The organism is Desulfurivibrio nitratireducens, from assembly GCF_044068515.1.
Lineage (GTDB): Bacteria > Desulfobacterota > Desulfobulbia > Desulfobulbales > Desulfurivibrionaceae > Desulfurivibrio.
The window spans coordinates 1-19164 of sequence record NZ_JBIPKI010000045.1 but is presented as its reverse complement, the minus strand read 5'-3'; the positions used below and the strand labels follow the sequence as shown (position 1 = coordinate 19164).

Here is a 19164-nt window from a genome sequence, read left to right as displayed (position 1 = left end):
ATTCCCGAACTGAGCGCCACCACCAAGAAGGAGGCCCTGCGGGAACTGGCGGCCGTCTGTTCGCTGGCCAGGTAGCTGACGATTTTCCAGATCCGCTCGGAGCCCAGGGCGGAAAAACCTGGCATGCCGAGCGGCAAAATACCATCGTGGATGATCTGGAAGAATACCTCCTCAGTATAACCCAGTACCGAAAGATCGGCGGCAAAGCCGCCCTTTAAACCGGGGCCGTGGCAGGCCGCGCAATTCTGGGCGTAAAGGTCGCGCCCCTCGGCAATGGCGGTCTGATCGCCGCTGTAAGGATTGCTCAGTTCGCCGACCAGGGTGGTCCGAGCCTGTTCCCGCCAGGGAATATCGCTGCCCAGCTTCTGCATATAGGCCACTATGGCATCCATATCGGTTTTACCCGCCAGGGTACTGATTTCCTCCTCGGCATAGGGAAAACCCAGCACCTCCAGCTTGCGCCGGGTCAATTCGGGATTTACCCGGCGGTTGTCGAGGAAGGCGTAGGCGGGCATGTTGCTGCCCGGGGCCATCGAGGCGGGATCCCGCATATGCTGGTAATGCCACTGATCCGGGTACTTGCCGCCAACCCGGGCCAGGTCCGGACCGGTGCGGCGGGAACCCCAGAGGTGGGGGCGGTCGTACACGAATTCACCGGACTTGGAGTAATCGCCGTAACGAATCACCTCGGCCACCAGGGGCCGCACCGTCTGGGTGTGGCAATTGTTGCAGCCTTCCTTGATGTAGACATCCCGGCCCGCCAGTTCCAGGGCGGTATAGGGAACCACCGAGGCGATGGCGTCCCGCTCGGTGTTGACGTAGGCAAAGGGCACCACCATGGTGACCATGGTCCCCACCAGGATCGCGGCGGTGGCCATAACCAGCAGCAAAGCCGAATTTTTTTCCCACATGGCAGACCTCCTCCCTATGCCCGCGCCGCAGCCGGCGGAGTTTGGGCCCCGCGCGCCGTCATGGCGATATTATAGACAAAAATCCCTACCCCCAGCAGGTAGACAACCCCGCCCAGGCCCCGAACCCACCAGTAAGGATACATGGCCAGGACGCTTTCCATGAAAGTGTAGGTAAGGCTGCCGTCATCGTTGAGGCTGTGCCACATCGAGCCTTGTACCACCCCGGCGATCCACAGGCTCGCCGAATAAATAAGCTGGCCGACCAGAACCAGCCAGAAATGCAGATTGGCCAGGCCGACGCTGTACAGTTCGCGCCCGTAAAGCCGGGGGGCCAGATAATAAAAAGCGCCGAAAAGCACCAGGGAAATCCAGCCCATGGTGCCCATGTGGACATGGCCCGGCACCCATTCGGTGTAGTGGATGAAGCCGGAGAAGGTGCGCACCGCCTGCAACGGGCCCTGGAGGGTCTGCAAACCGTAGAAGGTAATGGCCAGTATGAAAAACTTGACCAGGTAATTCTCCCGCATCTGGTGCCACTGGCCGTTCATCGAAAGATAACCGTTGATCACCGAGCCCCAGGAGGGGGCGATCAGCATGATCGAAAAGGCCATGGCCAGGGTTTGAATCCAGTCGGGAATCGGGGTCCAGAGCAGGTGATGGGCCCCGGTCCAGAGGTACATGAAAACCAGGGACCAGAAGGCGATCATCCCCAGGCGATGGCTGAAAATCGGCACCCCGGTGGACTTGGGCAGGAAGTAATAGAAGACGGCCAGCGGCGGCAGGGTAAGGACCATCGCCACCGCGTTATGGCCGTACCACCACTGCACGTTGGCGTCATTGGTGCCGGCAAAGGCCGAATAGGATTTGAACAGGCTCACCGGCACGGCGGCGCTGTTGACCACAAAAAGCACCGCCACCCCGATCAAGGCCCCCATCATAAACCAGAGGGAGATATACATCTGCTCCTCTTTGCGCTTGAAGATGGTCATCAGGATATTGATGGTAAAGGCCACCCAGAGCACCACGATCAGCAGGTCAATGGGCCACTCCATCTCATGGTACTCCTTGCTCTGGGAGAAACCCAGCAGCAGGGTCACCGCCGAAAGCACGATGACGATGTTGAAGAGCCAGAGTTGAAAGCGGGCCAGGCCGTTGCTCCAGAGCGGCACCCGGCAGAGGCGCTGGACCATGTAATAAAAAAGGGCGAAAAAACCGCCGATGGCAAAACCGAAGATGCCGGCGTTGGTATGAATCGGCCGCAAGCGCCCGTAACTGAGATACTCGCCGAAATTCAACTGGGGCATCACCAACTGAAAAGAAATCAGCACCCCGACCAGCACCGTCACCAAGCCCCACAGGATGCTCCAGTGGACAAAATGTCTGACAATCTCATAGTTGTACGCCGGTTTTTCCATAATCCCTCCTCGTTTAAAGCCTGATCCCGCAAACGGCCGTAAGCTTTCCCCCGGACCGGGCGGCGTTCTTCCGCCCAGCTTTAGACCCTGTTATGGATACCACAAAACGCCCCTGACAACTAAAAACAAAAATAAGCCCGGCCGATTTTTCAACAGGACCAATTTTGTCTTGTCTTCGGCCCAAAAAAACGGCGCCTAACTCATCGACTGCCGCCGGAGCCACCGCCATCTTCGCCAACCACCCCCGAGGCCGGGAAGTCACCCAAGACCTGCCGACCCGGGATCTCTTGCCTTTCAGATAAACTGAGAAAACTTCCTGCTCTTGAGCGCCTCTTCGACATCCTGGCGCAGAGCAACCCAAACCGGATGAACCGGGCACTTACCGCTCCGCCCGCACTGTTGATCCTCAAGGGTGCAAACATTCATGGCCACCGGTCCCCCGATGGCCGTAACCACATCGTAAAGGCTGATTTCCGCGGGATCCCGGGCCAGGCGAAAGCCGCCCTTGACCCCCCGGTATGAATCCACGAGCTTCTCCCGGGCCAGCTTTTGCAGGATCTTGGCCAGAAAGCTCTTGGGAATCTCCATTTCGCCGGCGATTTCTTCGATCATGAGCACTTCACCGGCTCGTTTGGCCAGGCAATAAACGCAGCGAATGGCGTAGTCTGTTTCTCGGGTAATCTGCATAACAGACCTTTTTTATCCTCTTTCATCCCCCTTTGTCCATATTTTTTTTACCGGCCAACCGCAGCGAGCGGGCAATCAAGGGGCAACAGCTCAGTACGGGGTGTTATGCAAGGGTTCAACGCGGCAAGGCCATTTTGCACTGATTTTGTTTTCAGGCCCAAAAAAGACTATAATATGAATGGTCAGCATTATGCCGATGATCGGATCCCGACCAGGACACCACGCTTGTCGACCCATTAAAAATCGGGTATTCAAGTGGCATCTCGCCAATCCGGGCGCTGAAAAAACAAAAACGTGAACCTCACCGGCGATTTTTACATTTTTGCAATAAACCTGCAACGGTTCAACGGGCTTCCGGCGCTATAATTACCAGCGAAATCAAGCTTTTACAGTCAGGCCGCAACCCGGCGTTATATTTGGCACTGGTTTTGCTTAAACTACTGCATCAGCAACCGGGCGCCTGGCCGCCAAGTAGCGGCCAGGTCGGCGACCATCCGGACCCAGGTCGCGCGCCGCAAATTTTCAGGCCGGCTCGGCCCCCAGCCGCCGCAGCCGTCCACTTCATTAATTCAGGAGGAACCAGTAATGCCTAAAACGTCATGCTGCCATAAAGGCCACCACCACGTCTACGGCCAGCACAAGAAACCCGTTCATGCCACCGTGCCCCAACTATTCGGGGCCAATGTCTTCAACAATCATGTCATGAAGGAGCGGCTGCCCAAGGAAACCTACCGGGCCCTGCAGAACACCATCAATTCCGGCGCCTCTTTGCAGCCGGAGGTGGCGGCGGTGGTCGCCAATGCCATGAAGGATTGGGCCATCGAACGGGGAGCTACCCATTACACCCACTGGTTTCAGCCCTTGACCGGCGCCACCGCCGAAAAGCACGACTCCTTCATCTCCCCGACCATGGATGGTTCGGTGATCATGGAATTTTCCGGCAAACAGCTGATCCAGGGCGAACCGGACGCCTCCTCCTTCCCCAGCGGCGGCCTGCGGGTAACCTTCGAGGCCCGGGGCTACACCGCCTGGGACTGCACCTCGCCCGCCTTCCTCAAAGAAGACGGAGCCGGCAACGTCACCCTCTGCATCCCCACCGCCTTCTGCTCCTACAAAGGGGAAGCCCTGGACAAGAAGACCCCCCTGCTGCGTTCGATGAACGCCGTTTCCCAGCAAGCTCTGCGGGTCCTCCGGGCCATGGGCAACACCACCGCCACCAAGGTCATCCCCACGGTGGGGGCCGAACAGGAATATTTCCTGGTGGAAAAGGAGTATTACCTCAAGCGGCTGGATCTGATGACCTGCGGCCGGACCCTCTTCGGCGCCCCCTCCCCCAAGGGCCAGGAACTGGAAGACCAGTACTTCGGGGCCATCAAGGACCGGGTTTCGGCCTACATGAAGGATCTCGACGTCGAACTCTGGAAGATGGGGGTCACGGCCAAGACCAAGCACAACGAGGTGGCCCCGGCCCAGTTCGAAATGGCCCCGGTCTTCACCACCACCAACATGGCCGCCGACCATAACCAGCTGGTGATGGAGACCATGCAGAAGGTGGCCCTGCGCCATGAAATGGTCTGCCTGCTGCACGAAAAACCCTATGCCGGGGTCAATGGTTCCGGCAAACACAACAACTGGTCGCTTTCCACCGACGACGGCATCAATTTGCTCGAGCCGGGCCAGACCCCCGAGGACAACGCCCAGTTCCTGGTCTTCCTGGCAGCCATGATCCAGGCGGTGGATAAACACGCCGACATCATGCGCACCACCTGCGGCAGTTCCGGCAACGATCACCGCCTCGGCGCCAACGAGGCCCCGCCGGCGATTATTTCCATCTTCCTCGGCCAGGAACTCACCGATATCCTCGAGAAACTGGCCAAAGGGGAAAAAATCTGCTCACCGGCCGGCTGCCAGTTTATCAAGATCGGGGTCGACTCCCTGCCCGATCTGCCCAAGGACAATACCGACCGCAACCGGACCTCCCCCTTTGCCTTCACCGGCAACAAGTTCGAGTTCCGGATGGTGGGTTCGTCCCAGTCGATCTCCGGCCATAACGTGGCCCTGAACACCATCGCCGCCGAGGCCCTGGATGAAATTGCCACCCGGCTGGAAAAGAGCAAGGACGTCAACAAGGAAATCCAACTGATCATCAAGGAAACCATGGCCCGGCACGACCGGATCATTTTCAACGGCAACAACTATTCCGAAGAGTGGGTCCAGGAAGCGGAAAAGCGGGGGCTGCCCAATGTCAAGAACACCGCCGACGCCCTCAAAACCCTGACTGCCCCCAAGGCGATCAAGCTTTTCGGCAAATACAACGTCCTGAGCAAGGAAGAACTCCATTCCCGCTACGAAATTTATTCGGAACAGTACGCCAAGCATATCAATATCGAATCCCGGGCCGCAGTCCATATGACCCGCCGGCAGTATATTCCCGCCGCGATTCGCTATATCGGCATCCTCGGCGCCTCAGCGGCGGCGGCCGGTAAACACGGCGGGGTCCAGAAAAAGCTGCTGGAACAAGTTTCGATCCTGCTGGAAGCGGCCAGCAAGAAGGTGGACAAACTGGAAGAGGAAGCCCGCAAAGCCCGGGCCATCGCCAAGGTGGAAAAACAGACGGCCGCCTTCCGGGACAAGGTGATGCCCACCATGGTCGACCTGCGCGGGGATATCGACCAACTGGAGGAACTGCTGCCGGCGGATCTCTGGCCGGTGCCGACCTACAGCGAACTGCTCTTCAAACTTTAGGAACCGGCCGGCCGTGCCTCTTCATGCCCCGATCAGCCCCGGTGAGATAGCGCTGCTATCCTCGCCGGGGCTGCTTGCGATAATCGGCGGTCCTGGCGCCTGTTTGCCGGCAACGGATCAATTTCCCCCCTTCAACCACGACGACTTCACCGGAGAAAACCATGAAGTGTCCTGCTTGCCAGCGTAGCGTTCCGGCGGAATCCCTGTTCTGCATGTTTTGCGGGCGGGCCTTGCCGGCAGCGGACCCGGGGGGCCCCGCAAGCGGCGGAGTGCTGACCGATCCCACCATCGACCTGGAGCTGGTGCCGGTGCCGGAGGGCAGCTTTCGCATGGGTAATATCTGGGAGGACGGCGGTTTGGATGAAAAACCGGTCCACCTGGTGCGGGTGGCGGCTTTTCATCTGGCCCGTTTCCCCGTCACCCAGGCCCAGTGGCAGGCGGTGATGGGGACAAACCCCGCGGCTTCCTCGGGCGAAGTTTTTATTGGAGCGGACAAGCCGGTGGTCAATGTCAGCTGGGATGACGCCGGCGAGTTCATCAAGCGCCTCAACGGGATCAGCGGGGAGTGCTACCGCCTGCCCAGCGAGGCGGAATGGGAATACGCCGCCCGCTCCGGCGGCAAGGACCAGAAATGGGCGGGAACCAGCGAGGAGAAGCTGCTGCCCGATTATGCCTGGTACAGCGCCAACAGCAACGGCCGCCTCCAGCCGGTGGGCCAAAAGGAGCCCAACGGCCTCGGGCTTTACGATCTCAGCGGCAACATCTGGGAATGGTGCCAGGATCTCTGGCATCCCAACTATGAAGGCGCCCCGCCTGACTCCGCCCCCTGGCTCAACGATGTCTCCGGCAGCGGAGCCGGTCGGCGCCGGGTGCTGCGCGGCGGCTCCTGGAACTTCAACGCCCTCAATGCCCGCACCACCTACCGCGACTGGAACAACAGCGACTATCGCTTTTTTGTTATCGGCCTCCGCCTCGCCCGCTGAACCTGATAAACGTGGGGCAGCACCGCATCTTTCCGCGATCAGTCCCGGCGATATACCGGAGTATAATCGCCGGGACTGATCGCGAAAATCTGCGGCACTGACCCACGTTTACCTCCTTTCTCACGTAGGTCTTTTCTCCATCTGCCCTGGCTTTTGCCGGACCGGGTCCGGGACCATTGGGATCCACGCCAGCCGCCACCTTCACCAGCAATTTACGTTTTTGTGTTTTTTTGCGATTCCCGCTTAACTAGTGTGACGAAAACGTAATATCGCTCCCCGGTCTATCTCTTCCGGGCACCCTTGTCCTGGCCTTAACAAGCTGACATAAAAAGATAAAAACAAACAGCCGGCGATTGGCACGGTTTGTGAAATGTCCTGCTCCAGGACGACAGGGCTTCAACTCCGAACTCGGGAACATCGCCGTGGGGCGGGATCTTCCCCCGGGGCTGGGGCCGCCTAATTCAATCTTGATCAGAAGGAGCAGGAAAATGAAAATGAAACGTTATTGCCGGGGAATCGCCGCAGGGCTGCTGGGCTGCGGCCTGATCGCCACCAGCGCCGTCGCCGCGGAAGAAGCGCCATACGCCGAACTGGCGGCAAGCGCCTACAGCCAGTATATCTGGCGGGGTTTTGCCTTCAGCCAGGACAGTATCGTGGTGCAGCCTTCGCTGACCGTGGGCTACCACGGTTTTTCCGTCAATCTCTGGGGCAATCTCGATACCGATCCGGTGGGGGGCGACAAGGCCAGCTGGAACGAAACCGATCTGACCCTGGCCTACGACTGGACCACCGGCCCGGTTGACTTCAGCGCCGGCTACATTTATTACGGCCTGGAGGGCGCCGACGACACCCAGGAACTCTATCTCAGTGCCGCCTACGATGTCCTGCTGAACCCGACCATCACCATTTACCGGGATTTTGCCGCCGCTCCGGGCTGGTATGTCACCCTGGGGGTGTCCCACAGCATCCCCCTGCGCGACGAAATCGCCCTAGAGTTGGGCGCCCAGGCCGGTTACCTGTATATCAGCAGCGCCTCCACCTTGGCGGAGGTCGGTACCGACGATGCCTACCGGGCCCTGCACGACGGCCTGATCTCGGCCGCGGTGCCGATTCCGGTGGGCCAATACTTCACCGTCACTCCCGAACTGGCCTACTCCTTCGCCTTGAGCAGCAAGGCCCGCGACCTCCTCAAGGAGGCCAACAGCGACGCCATCGGCAAGGATAAAGACAACTTCATCTACGGCGGGGTCACCTTGAGCATGGCCTTCTGAGCCCCGAGGGTGGGGCGGGCGCCTCCGCGATTTTAGCGCCCCGCCCTTCTTTCCCATCACTTCCGGGCCCACCCCGGAGCCATTTCCGGAGGCCCCGGCAACCTTTGCCCAGCAAACGGTTGCCGGGGCCTTTTTGGCGCCATCTTCAGGCCATTGTTTAAAACACCCTCACCGGTTTTTTCCCTTGGCTCTGCATGCTTATTAAGGCTATGCTTGCCTCTGCCAGCCAGTCATCGGCCGCACCATCATCCGACCAGGCAGGACCAACTACCAAGGCAACCGCGGCCAACCCGTTTTCAACCAACAACAGCCATCAAACCATGGTCTTAAACCTTTTTGGCAAAAGGTGTCGCGATGAGCCAACCAACAAATATTTTCGCCCTGCTCGACCAGAACGGGCCTTTCCGGGTGGATGACGAACCCGAGGGCGGCCGCCTGTTTTCGCCCCGCTCCCGCCGGCGGCTCCAGGAACTGAAAAAGAACGGGCTGGTCAGCAAGTACCGGGTTATCCGCAACCAGATCTTCGAGCTGTTGGGGGTGCGCTCCTTTGCCGGCATCCAGGATTTGCTGGACCGGCCCGAGCAGCGCCCGATCGTCGAGAAACGGGCCTACATGCTGCTGGGCAACATGTTCGGCCTGGCCGGCAACGAGCGGGAAGTGATTGCCCGGATCAACTCCTATTCCCGAATCGCCGACGGGGTCATCAATTACCTGCGGGCCAGGGTGCTGGCCAATTACGCCTCCTATATCGAGATGACCAACGAGATCGACTCCACCCGCAGCCCCGTCGAGCTGCTGTTGATCCTCTTCGATGACCGTTATCATCGCAAGGCCCGCTTCGAGGCCAAACGTAAATTGATTCTGATGAACCTGGCCGGAGCCATCGACCAGCGGGAACGGGAAACCGAGGTGGAGCAGAAGTTTCTCCGTTTCCTGGGATTCCTCAACGACCAGGTCTGGAGCCGCCAGGCCAAGATCGGCGAGTTGGAGATCGTCTATCTCCACAGCCGCCACCACCCGGAAAGCTTTGCCTGCCAGGAAGTGACGGTGAAGCGCCGCGAGGAACTGCCCTCCCAGCCGGGCCCCGGCGAAAAGATCACCATGATCAAGCGGCGCTGCTTCCCCTGGCGGGGCCGGGAGATCCCGGTTTACGTCAGCATCCGCAAGAAACCGCCGGAAGCCAAGGTTCTCAAGCTGCTGCGCAAGGGCGAGGAAAACCCGGCGGTGGCGGTGGACGACGAGTTGGGCCTGATGGCGGTGGTGGACTCGCCCATGGAGGTCAAGATTTTTCAGCAGCACCTCACCGCCAGCGCCGGCCGGGCCGGCTCGCTGATGACCCTGGAAGACCTTAGCGACACCCTCAACGGCGAGGAGTACCGCAGCGCCAACCCCGGCAGTTCGGCCCGCACCGCGATGTACAAGTTCTTCGCCCGGATGGGCGGGATGCGGGTGGAATTCATCGTCCACACCAACGAATCCTTTCTCAACTACATCTACCAGCGGGGAGTTTCCCACGATGAATACGAGGTCAAGCGGATCTTCGATTCCGGCGTCGCCCGCCTGCTCTTCCCCTGTGATATTTATGAGATCGATATCGGCGAGAAGAAAGAGGCCCTGATCCGCTGGTTCCGCAGCCGCATCGAAGAGATTTGAAAACACCTCGCCGGCATGACAAAAAGCTCCTGATCTTTTAACGATAATTGTTTGCACCGGCCCCGAAAAGTTGGTAAATTCCTTGCCCGCTGTTTTTCATGGTACTTATCGGCCCATTGCCGGGGTAATCAGAAGGCGGCCGCCGGCCTGACCGGGCCGGGACCGTCGCCAACCAAATCTGGAGGAAGAGGCGCGCATGGAACAGGTAACTGAATTCATGAAGAAAGTGATTGAAAAAAACCCCGGGGAAAGTGAATTCCACCAGGCGGTTTTGGAAGTGGTCGAAACCCTGATGCCTTACATCGAGGAACACCCCAAGTACAGGGACGCCAAGATCCTGGAGCGGCTGGTGGAACCGGAACGGGTCATCATCTTCCGGGTGCCCTGGGTCGACGACAAGGGCGCAATCCAGATCAACCGGGGTTACCGGGTTCAGATGAACAGCGCCATCGGCCCCTACAAGGGCGGCCTGCGTTTTCACCCCAGCGTAAACCTCAGCATTCTCAAGTTCCTGGCTTTCGAGCAGGTGTTCAAGAACAGCCTCACCACCCTGCCCATGGGCGGCGGCAAGGGCGGTTCCGACTTCGACCCCAAGGGCAAAAGCGACAACGAGGTGATGCGCTTCTGCCAGAGCTTCATGACCGAGCTGTGCAAGCACATCGGGGCCGAAACCGACGTTCCCGCCGGCGACATCGGCGTAGGCGCCCGGGAAATCGGCTTCATGTTCGGCCAGTATCGCCGCCTGCGCAACGAATTCACCGGGGTACTCACCGGCAAGAGCCGCAACTGGGGCGGCAGCCTGATCCGCCCCGAGGCCACCGGCTACGGGGCGGTTTTTTTCGCCGAGGAAATGCTCAAGGTCCGGGGCGACTCCATCGCCGGCAAGACCTGCCTGGTTTCCGGCTCGGGCAACGTCGCCCAGTTCACGGTGGAAAAAGTCAACCAGCTCGGCGGCAAATGCGTGACCCTGTCCGACTCCGGCGGCTTCATCTATGACCCGAACGGGATCGATCCCGACAAGCTGGCCTATGTCTGTGACCTGAAAAATATCCAGCGCTGCCGGATCTCCGATTACGCCGACAAGCACAGCTGCAAATACTTCCCCGGTCAGCGGCCCTGGGGGATCAAGTGCGATATCGCCTTCCCCAGCGCCACCCAGAACGAACTGGACGGCAGCGACGCCGAAACCCTGGTCAAAAACGGTTGCATCTGCGTTTCCGAGGGAGCCAACATGCCCTCGACCAGTGAAGCGGTGCGGATTTTCCAGAAGGCCCGGATCATGTACGGCCCCGGCAAGGCGGCCAACGCCGGCGGGGTGGCCACCAGCGGCCTGGAAATGTCCCAGAACAGCCTCAAGCTCTCCTGGCCCCGGGAAGAGGTGGAAGGCCGGCTCAAGCAGATCATGGAAGGCATCCATGAAGCCTGCTACAAGTACGGCAAGGAAGGCGACTTCGTCAACTACGTCAAGGGCGCCAATATCGCCGGTTTTGTCAAGGTGGCCGACGCCATGATCGAACAGGGCGTTATCTAACGTAACAGTCCCGGCAGGGCCAACAGACGGTGCTGCCGGGACTTTTACGGACTCATACCCCACCGGGCAGAGATTTGGCGAATGACAGCGGGCCCAACAGGCATAACGCGGAAATGATTGACCATGTCATATAATTACAGCCATCTCTCCACGGGGATCAAGGGCCTGGACCGGGTCGTCAAAGGGCTGATGCCCGGCGACAATATTGTCTGGCAGGTGCGGGGGATCGAGGATTACCATTACTTCGTCAACCACTACGCCCGCTTCGCCGATCTCAAGAATCAACGGCTGGTCTATTTCCGCTTCGCCTCCCATCCCCCCCTCCTCGATTCCGCCGATTTTCCCGCCGCCGAAATTCATCACCCCGACCCGACCGCCGGCTTCGAGCCCTTCATCAGCCAGGTCCATGAAACCATCAAGCGCAACGGCCGGGGGGGCTATTACGTTTTCGATTCCTTGAGCGACCTGGCCAACGCCTGGTACAGTGACCGGATGCTGGGCAATTTCTTCATGCTTACCTGTCCCTACCTGCTGGACATGGAAGCCCTGGCCTACTTCGCCCTGCTCCGCGACCACCATTCCTACAACGCCCTGACCCCGGTCCACAACACCGCCCAGGTCATCTTCGATGTCTACAAGAACCGGGACAACGTCTACGTTCATCCCCTCAAGGCCCAGCAGCGCTATTCGGCCACCATGTTCATGCTCCACGCCCACCGCGACGGTGATTTCGTCCCGGTGACCAACAGCGCCCTCAACTCGGAAATTCTCTCCTTCACTCCCTTCAAAAGCACCGACCAGGCCTTCGAGGAACGGGACCGCTGGAATCGCTATTTCCAGGAAGCGGCCCAGATCGCCCAGCAGGGCGAAGCCGCCGCTGATCCCAGCGCCGCGGCGACCGCCGATCCCGGCGGGGCCCAGCACCTGCGCAAGCTGCTGGAAATGGTGGTCACCCGCAACGAGCGGATGCTGGAACTGGCCAGCCGCTATTTCACCATCGAGGACCTGCTCCAGATCGGCAAGCGGATGATCGGCACCGGCCTGATCGGCGGCAAATCCACCGGGATGCTGCTGGCCCGCGCCGTACTGCAGAAGGACGCCCCGGACTTGCGCGACATCGTCGAGGTTCACGACTCTTTCTATGTCGGCTCCGATGTTTTTTACACCTACATGGTGATCAACGGCTGCTGGTGGATCCGCCGCCAGCAGAAGGATACCGAGACCCTGCTGGGGGTGGCCGAATACGCCCGGCGGGTGATCCTGACCGGCAAGTTTCCCGACGATATCGTCAAGAAGCTGGCCGACATGCTCGACTATTTCGGCCAGTCGCCGATCATCGTCCGCTCCAGCAGCCTGCTGGAGGATGACTACGGCAACGCCTTTTCCGGCAAGTACGAAAGTGTCTTCTGCCCCAACCAGGGCTCCAGCGAACGGCGGCTGGCCAACCTGCTCACCGCCATCAAGCTAGTCTACGCCAGCACCCTGAGCGAAAAGGCCCTCCATTACCGGGAGCAGATGGGGATTCTGGACAAGGATGAACAGATGTCGCTGCTGATCCAGCGGGTCAGCGGCGACCTGCGCGGCAATTACTTCTTTCCGGCCGTGGGCGGGGTGGGCTATTCCTACAATCCCTATGTCTGGAACGAAGCCATCAAGCCGGAGGCGGGGGTTATCCGCATCGTTTACGGGATGGGGACTCGGGCCGTGGACCGATCCGACGACGACTATACCCGGATCGCGGCCCTCAGTGCCCCCGAAAAGCGGCCCGAAACGGGAATCGACGAGCTGCGCAAATTCTCCCAGAAACGGGTGGACGCCATCGATCTGGCCGCCAACCGCCTGCTGCCGGTGGACTTCAATGAAATAGCCCGCTTCAGCCCGCCCCAAGAGCTGCGCCTGGCCGCCTCCCAGGATCCGGAGACCAATACGCCCTATATCAGCTTCAACGGCCTCTTCCGCAACACCCCCTTCGTCGGCCATATGCGGCGGATCCTGGGCAGCCTGGATCAGGCCTACCAGTATCCGGTGGACATCGAGTTCACCCTCAATTTTACCGGCGAGGAGGGCTGCCGCTCGCTGGCCGCCGCCCAGGAAGGCCGGGGCGAAGAGGTCGCCGCCTGTGATCCGGCGGCCAATTACCGGATCAACCTGGTCCAGTGCCGGCCCTTTGAAGTGCGCAAAAGCGAGGCGGTGGCCCTGGATTTCGCCGCCGCCGATGAAAAACAGGTGATTCTGGCCGCCCGCAAGGGCACGGTGATCGGCCGCAGCCGCACCATCCATCCCGGCCGGGTGGTGCTGGTCTCCCCCGCCGGTTACGCGGCCCTGCCGGTACCCGGCAAGCATCTGGCCGCCCGGGCCATCGGCAAGATCATGCGGGCCACCTCCCGCGATAACCCCGCGGTGCTGATCGGGCCGGGGCGCTGGGGCACCACCACCGTTTCCCTGGGCATTCCGGTCACTTTTTCGGAAATCTGCGAGGCCGCCTGCGTCTGCGAAGTGGTGGCCATGCACGAAGGGCTGATCCCCGATGTCTCGCTGGGCACCCACTTCTTCAACGACCTGGTGGAGTTCGACATCATGTACCTGGCCTTCTACCCCGGCAATGAAGGCTCGGTACTCAACCAGGACTTGCTGGCGAGCTTCCGCAACCTCTTCAACGACCTGATCCCGGAGCGGGAATACCGGCCTCTGGCCGAGGTCATCACGGTGGTGGATTTTCCCGCCCGGGAACTGGTGCTGGCCGCCGACATCGTCAACCAGAACTACCAGCTTTTTCGCACCCCGGGGAAAAGCACCGATTTTGAGAATATGCCCTGACAGTTCCGGCCATTACTCAACTTGGAGCTACCACCCCGGAGAGGCCGGGGCCCCGGAAATTTTGCCGGGAATGAAGTATACTGGTCCTGTGGTTAACTTATTGCCAGGATTTCCATCCCGGCCGGCAATTCAAATAATCTCCTACTTGCGGAGTTTTGCCCATGTGTCGTTTAAGCGCCATCGCCGCGGCTGAATACTTTTCCGTGATGGAAAACATTATGGCTCTCGATACCATGAAGGAGGGCCACGACGGTTCCGGCCTCGGGGTTACCCTCAAGGATCTGGGCGGCGAATTCGAGCACCTCAAGGAATACCCCATTCTCTCGGGCATCTGCACCGATGCCGGCCGCCGCAAGATCGACGAATATATGGAGTCCCTCGGTTTCAAGGTCAAGTTCATGTGGGAACCGAAAATCACCGAGGGCCCCGGGATCAACGTCCGCAAGCGGGGCCATTACCTGGCCACCGCCTATCAGTACCCCGACAACTACCTGGACCGGCCCCAGGGAGAGAAGGAAGAACTGCTGACCCGCACCCGCCTGGAACTGCGCCGCCAGGGAGCCGATGACGACTCGCTCTACGTCTTCTCCTTCTGGCCCGACGTGATCACCTTGAAGGAAGTGGGCGATCCCCTGGAAGTTGGCCTCTTTTTCGGTTTCGATACCCGCCCCCTGACCGCCCGGGTGATTCTGGCCCAGGGCCGCCAGAACACCAACTACGCGATCCAACTTTACGCCTGCCACCCCTTCTTCCTCCAGGGCTACTGCACCATGACCAACGGCGAGAACACCGCCTTTGTCCCCAACCGGGACTATCTCTCCGGCCGGGGCTTTGCCGGCTACGCCGGTTACAATTCGGACTCTGAGGTTTTCTGCCATATCCTCCATTACGTCCACCATCAGCTGGCCTATCCCCTGCCCTATTACAAGGATGTCATCACTCCGCTCAAGGACAACGAAATCGCCACCCGCTCAGACGGCGGCGCCCTGGGGCTGCTCAAGCGCTCGCTGCGCCAGCTCTGTATCGACGGGCCCAACTGCGTGATCGGCTTTCTCCCCGACGGCACCGTCTTTCTCACCCAGGACTCCAAGAAGCTGCGGCCCGGCATCGTCGGCGGCATCTCCGGCAAGTACGCCCTGATGAGCGAGGAATGCGGCCTGGAACAGGTGCTGCCCCAACGTCAACGTCAATCCGATATCATTCCCATGCGCTACGACCTGGTGATCATTCCCCCCGGCGCGCAGGAGGTAAAAGTATGGAATCAGCTCACCGGCTCGATCACAACAGCGAACTGACGCTGCTGGAGTTCCCCTTCATCATCCGCTGGCGCGAGGATCGCTGCAGCCGTTGCGGCCGCTGCACCGCGGTCTGCCCCACCCGGGCCATCGAGCCCTCGGTGATGGCCCAGCGCCTGGTCCATTCCGACGGCGCCACCCCCTTGCCCCAGACCATCCGCCGGGTCAGCCAGGTGGTCCGCCAGGTCAACGACATCGACCGCCATTGCGTGGGTTGCGGCACCTGCAGCCTGGTCTGCCCCAACATGGCGATCATGCCGGAGTACAACCCCCACCACAAGTTTCTCTTTCACAAGAACCGGGGCGGGGTTCCTTACGCCCGCGGGGGCCGGCGCAACGATCCGGCCACCTCCACGTTGGACAAGCTCAAGTTCATCCGCATTTCGATGCTCACCGATCCCTCCCTGGATGCCGGCCGCCATGAATTCCATATCCGCACCCTGATGGGCCGCAATCTGGCCGCCGAAACCCTGCCCCTGGACGTGGCGGACGGACGGCTCAGCCTCAAGCCCGGGGCCTTCATCCCGCCAGTGCGGGAAATTTTTCCCATCCGGATCGGCGGGATGTCCATCGGCGCGCTCTCGCCGCCGATGTGGGAAGGACTGGCCATGGGGGTGGCCTATCTCAACGAGGTCGAACATATCCCGGTGGTGATGTGTTCCGGCGAAGGCGGGTTGCCGCCCCGGCTGCTCAAGTCCCGTTATCTCAAATACTTCATCCCCCAGATCGCCTCGGGCTATTTCGGCTGGGATGAGATTATCCACGCTCTGCCGGAGATGATCGAGGAACCGGCGGCCATCGAAATCAAGTACGGCCAGGGGGCCAAGCCGGGGGATGGCGGCCTGCTGATGGCCTACAAGGTCCTCAAGCTGATCGCCAAGATCCGGGGAGTGCCGATGTATGTCGACCTGGCCTCGCCGCCGACCCACCAGACCAAGTACTCCATCGAGGAGGCGGTGGCCAAGATGATCCAGTCGGTGAGCATGGCCTGGGGTTTCCGGGTCCCGGTCTACCCCAAGATTTCCGGGACCAAGACTGCCCTGGCGGTGCTCAACAACCTGGCCCGCAACCCCTACGCCGCCGCCCTGACCATCGACGGCGAGGATGGCGGCACCGGGGCGGCCTACAACGTTTCCCTGGACAAGATGGGCCACCCCATCGCCAGCAACCTGCGGGACTGCTATCTCGAACTGGTCAAGGCCGGCAAGCAGAACGAACTGCCCCTGTTCGCCGCCGGCGGGGTCGGCAAGGAGGCCAACCTGGCCGCCAACGCCGCCTCCCTGATTCTGCTGGGGGCCTCGGGGGTGGATATCGGCAAGTTCATCATGCAGGCGGCGGCCGAATGCTACGGCGATGAGCGCAACCGCTGCAATCTCTGCAACCTGGGCCGCTGCCCCCGGGGCATCACCACCCAGGATCCCCGCCTTTACCGGCGGCTCGACGCCGACCGGGTGGCCGAGCGGGTGGTGGATGTTTTCAAGACCGCCGAAACGGAATTAAAAAAGATTTTCGCCCCCATGGGCCGCAGCACCCAGTTGCCCATCGGCATGTCCGACGGTCTGGGGGTGGGCGACAAGGCCATCGCCGATCGTTTACAGATCAGCTATGTCTGCTAGGAAAACGTCCAGCAGCACCGCATCTTTTTCGGCGATCGGGATGACTTGCGTACCTGGGGTACGCGGTGCCCTTCCGCTTGCCGCAAGTCGCGGTGCTGCTGAACGTTTTCCTTGTGGGATTTAGGGTTTTTTACTTTTTGCCATTTTACAGGCTGGACCAATTATGAAGATCGCGGGAAATATTGACGGCAAGCGGGTTTCCTCGCAGGAACTGGAAGAGCGGGTGCAAGCCGCCTTGCGGGACGGATCGCGGGAACTGGAGATCGAGGCCCAGGGCCAGCACGGGATCGGGGGCCGGATCTGGCCCCAGTTCGCCCCGGTCAAAATTCGGGTCAAGGGACCCATCGGCCAGCGGCTGGGAGCCATGGGAATGCTCGGCACCGAGATCGTGGCCGAGGGCGGGGCTTCCGACGATGTGGGCTGGCTCAACTGCGGGGCCCATATCACGGTGCTGGGCGATGTCACCAACGGGGCCCACAACGCCGGGGCCCAGGGCGTTCTCTACGTCCAGGGCGGCGGCGGGGCCCGCTGCGACACGATGACCAAACACAATCCCCGCTTCGAGCCCCTACAATCCTGGTATTTCCGCGATGTCGGCGACTCGTTCGCCGAGTTCAAGGCCGGCGGCATTGCCGTGGTCTGCGGGGTCAACCCCCGCCATCCCGAAAACATTCTCGGCTATCGCCCCTGCGTGGGCATGGTGGGCGGCACCATCTATTTCCGCGGCCAAACCGAGGGTTACAGCGAAAAGGACGTCCAGTTGCTGGAACTCAGCGACCAGGACTGGGCATGGCTTTGCGCCAACCTCAAGCCCTACCTCACCACCATCGACCGCCTGGATTACCTGGCCGAACTGACCGGCTCGCCGGACGCCTGGCGCAAACTGATCGCCTATACCCCGGCGGAGAAAAAGGAGCGCAGCAGTCACCGGATGGCCACCTGGGAGTTCCGCCGCAGCCACTGGGAACCGGCGGTGGGCAAAGGCGGGATCTTCGGCGAGATGATCGAGCAGCCCTTCTCCCTGCTGCCCTATATAACTACCGGCAAGGACCGGCGCTTCAAGCCGGTCTGGAACAACGAGCGCCAGATTCCCCCCTGCGTGGCGGTCTGCCCCTCGGATATTCCTTCTCACCGGCGCTTCCAGCTGCTGCGCCAGGGCAAGCGCCGGGAGGCCCTGGCCCTGGTCCTGCAATACAGCCCCCTGGCGGCCACGGTCTGCGGGGAGCTCTGCCCCAACATCTGCATGAAGGCCTGCAGCCGCAAGGTCGTGGACCGGCCCCTGGACATCAAGGGCCTGGGCCGGGCCAGCCGGGAAATGGCCCTCCCGGTTCCGGCCGACCCCAGCGGCAAAAAAGTGGCGGTGATCGGCGGCGGCCCCGCCGGACTTTCCGCGGCCTGGCAGCTGCTGCTCCAAGGGCACGCGGTCACCCTTTACGAAGCGGGGGAACGCCTGGGCGGCAAGCTCTGGCAGAGCGTCAAGCAGGGCAAGGTGGCGGCCGAAATTCTCGAGGAGGATCTGGCCCGGATCAGCGCCGCCAAGATCACGATCAAGCTCAAGAGCCCGGTGGACCGGCAGCAATTCGAGCAAATTCAGCGGGAAAACGACGGGATCATCATCGCCTGCGGAGCCCAGGACAAGGAGGGGAGCGGCCTGGCCTTTCTCGGGCGGGAAATTCAGCACCAGAAAGGGAAAATCCTGGTCAACCGCCAGGGCCAGACCAACGATCTCAAGGTCTTCGCCGTCGGCGACGTGGTCAGCCGGGGCCTGCCCACCCATGTTATCGGCAGCGGCCGCCGGGGGGCTCTGGCTTTGCACGCCTTGCTCAGCGGAACCCAGTACCACCCGGAAAGCCGGACCACCATCCCCTACGCCAAACTCAAGCTGGAATATTTCGCCTTCCAGCGCGGTGAATGCGCCAGCCCGCTGGAAACCTCGGCTCCCCTCCAGAAAGGCCCGGCCATTCCCCTGGCCGGGACGGCCAGCCCGGAAAGCGAGGCCCAGCGATGCATTTCCTGCGGACTCTGCCGCGACTGCCATATCTGCGAAAACACCTGCCCCTACGGGGCCATCTTCCGCCGGGATCTCGGCAACGGCAACTTCGAATACGGGCTGGACCCGGAACGCTGCATCGGCTGCGGCTTCTGCGCCGGCACCTGCCCCTGCGGCATCTGGGAAATGGCGGAAAACCTCTAGCCAATTGGAGTCCCGGGCCGGCCCGTATTCGAAGTTGCCGTTGCCG

12 protein-coding genes are annotated in these 19164 nt (G+C 61.0%); 9 read left to right on the top strand and 3 right to left on the bottom strand.

Annotated features, from left to right (window positions below):
* The 3 genes from ACHHTY_RS10140 to ACHHTY_RS10130 form a co-directional block, all read right to left on the bottom strand.
* Positions 1 to 911: cbb3-type cytochrome c oxidase subunit II (locus ACHHTY_RS10140; RefSeq protein ID WP_395494015.1), on the bottom strand; the 911-nt coding region annotated here is incomplete at its 3' end.
* 14 nt (positions 912 to 925) lie between these two features.
* Entirely contained in the window at positions 926 to 2326 is a 1401-nt protein-coding gene (locus ACHHTY_RS10135; protein ID WP_395494014.1) for a cbb3-type cytochrome c oxidase subunit I, read from the bottom strand.
* Between the two features lie 294 nt (positions 2327 to 2620).
* A complete protein-coding gene (locus tag ACHHTY_RS10130) occupies positions 2621 to 3013 on the bottom strand; it encodes an RrF2 family transcriptional regulator (RefSeq protein WP_395494013.1) in 393 nt (130 codons plus the stop codon).
* A 585-nt stretch (positions 3014 to 3598) separates the two neighbouring features.
* Here ACHHTY_RS10130 and ACHHTY_RS10125 point away from each other — a divergent pair.
* The 9 genes from ACHHTY_RS10125 to ACHHTY_RS10085 all read left to right on the top strand — a co-directional run bounded on the left by ACHHTY_RS10125 (position 3599) and on the right by ACHHTY_RS10085 (position 19118).
* Positions 3599 to 5758: a glutamine synthetase III family protein gene (locus tag ACHHTY_RS10125; protein WP_395494011.1), complete on the top strand. Its 2160-nt coding sequence runs from the start codon at positions 3599 to 3601 to the stop codon at positions 5756 to 5758.
* 161 nt (positions 5759 to 5919) lie between these two features.
* Positions 5920 to 6741, top strand: a complete 822-nt coding sequence (locus ACHHTY_RS10120) for a formylglycine-generating enzyme family protein (RefSeq protein ID WP_395494010.1) — start codon at positions 5920 to 5922, stop codon at positions 6739 to 6741.
* Positions 6742 to 7229: 488 nt separating this feature from the next.
* Positions 7230 to 8012 (top strand): TorF family putative porin, encoded by a 783-nt coding sequence (locus tag ACHHTY_RS10115; protein ID WP_395494009.1) that lies wholly within the window; start codon positions 7230 to 7232, stop codon positions 8010 to 8012.
* Positions 8013 to 8366: 354 nt separating this feature from the next.
* Entirely contained in the window at positions 8367 to 9665 is a 1299-nt protein-coding gene (locus ACHHTY_RS10110) for a hypothetical protein (protein ID WP_395494008.1), read from the top strand.
* A 196-nt stretch (positions 9666 to 9861) separates the two neighbouring features.
* The gene (gene gdhA, locus ACHHTY_RS10105) at positions 9862 to 11196 is read left to right on the top strand and encodes an NADP-specific glutamate dehydrogenase (protein ID WP_395494007.1); all 1335 of its coding nucleotides are present in this window, start codon (positions 9862 to 9864) and stop codon (positions 11194 to 11196) included.
* A gap of 123 nt (positions 11197 to 11319) precedes the next feature.
* Entirely contained in the window at positions 11320 to 14013 is a 2694-nt protein-coding gene (locus tag ACHHTY_RS10100) for a PEP/pyruvate-binding domain-containing protein (protein ID WP_395494006.1), read from the top strand.
* A gap of 161 nt (positions 14014 to 14174) precedes the next feature.
* The gene (locus tag ACHHTY_RS10095; RefSeq protein ID WP_395494005.1) at positions 14175 to 15308 is read left to right on the top strand and encodes a class II glutamine amidotransferase domain-containing protein; all 1134 of its coding nucleotides are present in this window, start codon (positions 14175 to 14177) and stop codon (positions 15306 to 15308) included.
* Positions 15269 to 16924 (top strand): glutamate synthase-related protein, encoded by a 1656-nt coding sequence (locus ACHHTY_RS10090; protein ID WP_395494004.1) that lies wholly within the window; start codon positions 15269 to 15271, stop codon positions 16922 to 16924. The genes ACHHTY_RS10095 and ACHHTY_RS10090 overlap by 40 nt, the downstream gene beginning before the upstream one ends.
* A gap of 163 nt (positions 16925 to 17087) precedes the next feature.
* Positions 17088 to 19118 (top strand): FAD-dependent oxidoreductase, encoded by a 2031-nt coding sequence (locus ACHHTY_RS10085; protein ID WP_395494003.1) that lies wholly within the window; start codon positions 17088 to 17090, stop codon positions 19116 to 19118.
* The last annotated feature ends 46 nt before the right edge of the window (positions 19119 to 19164 follow it).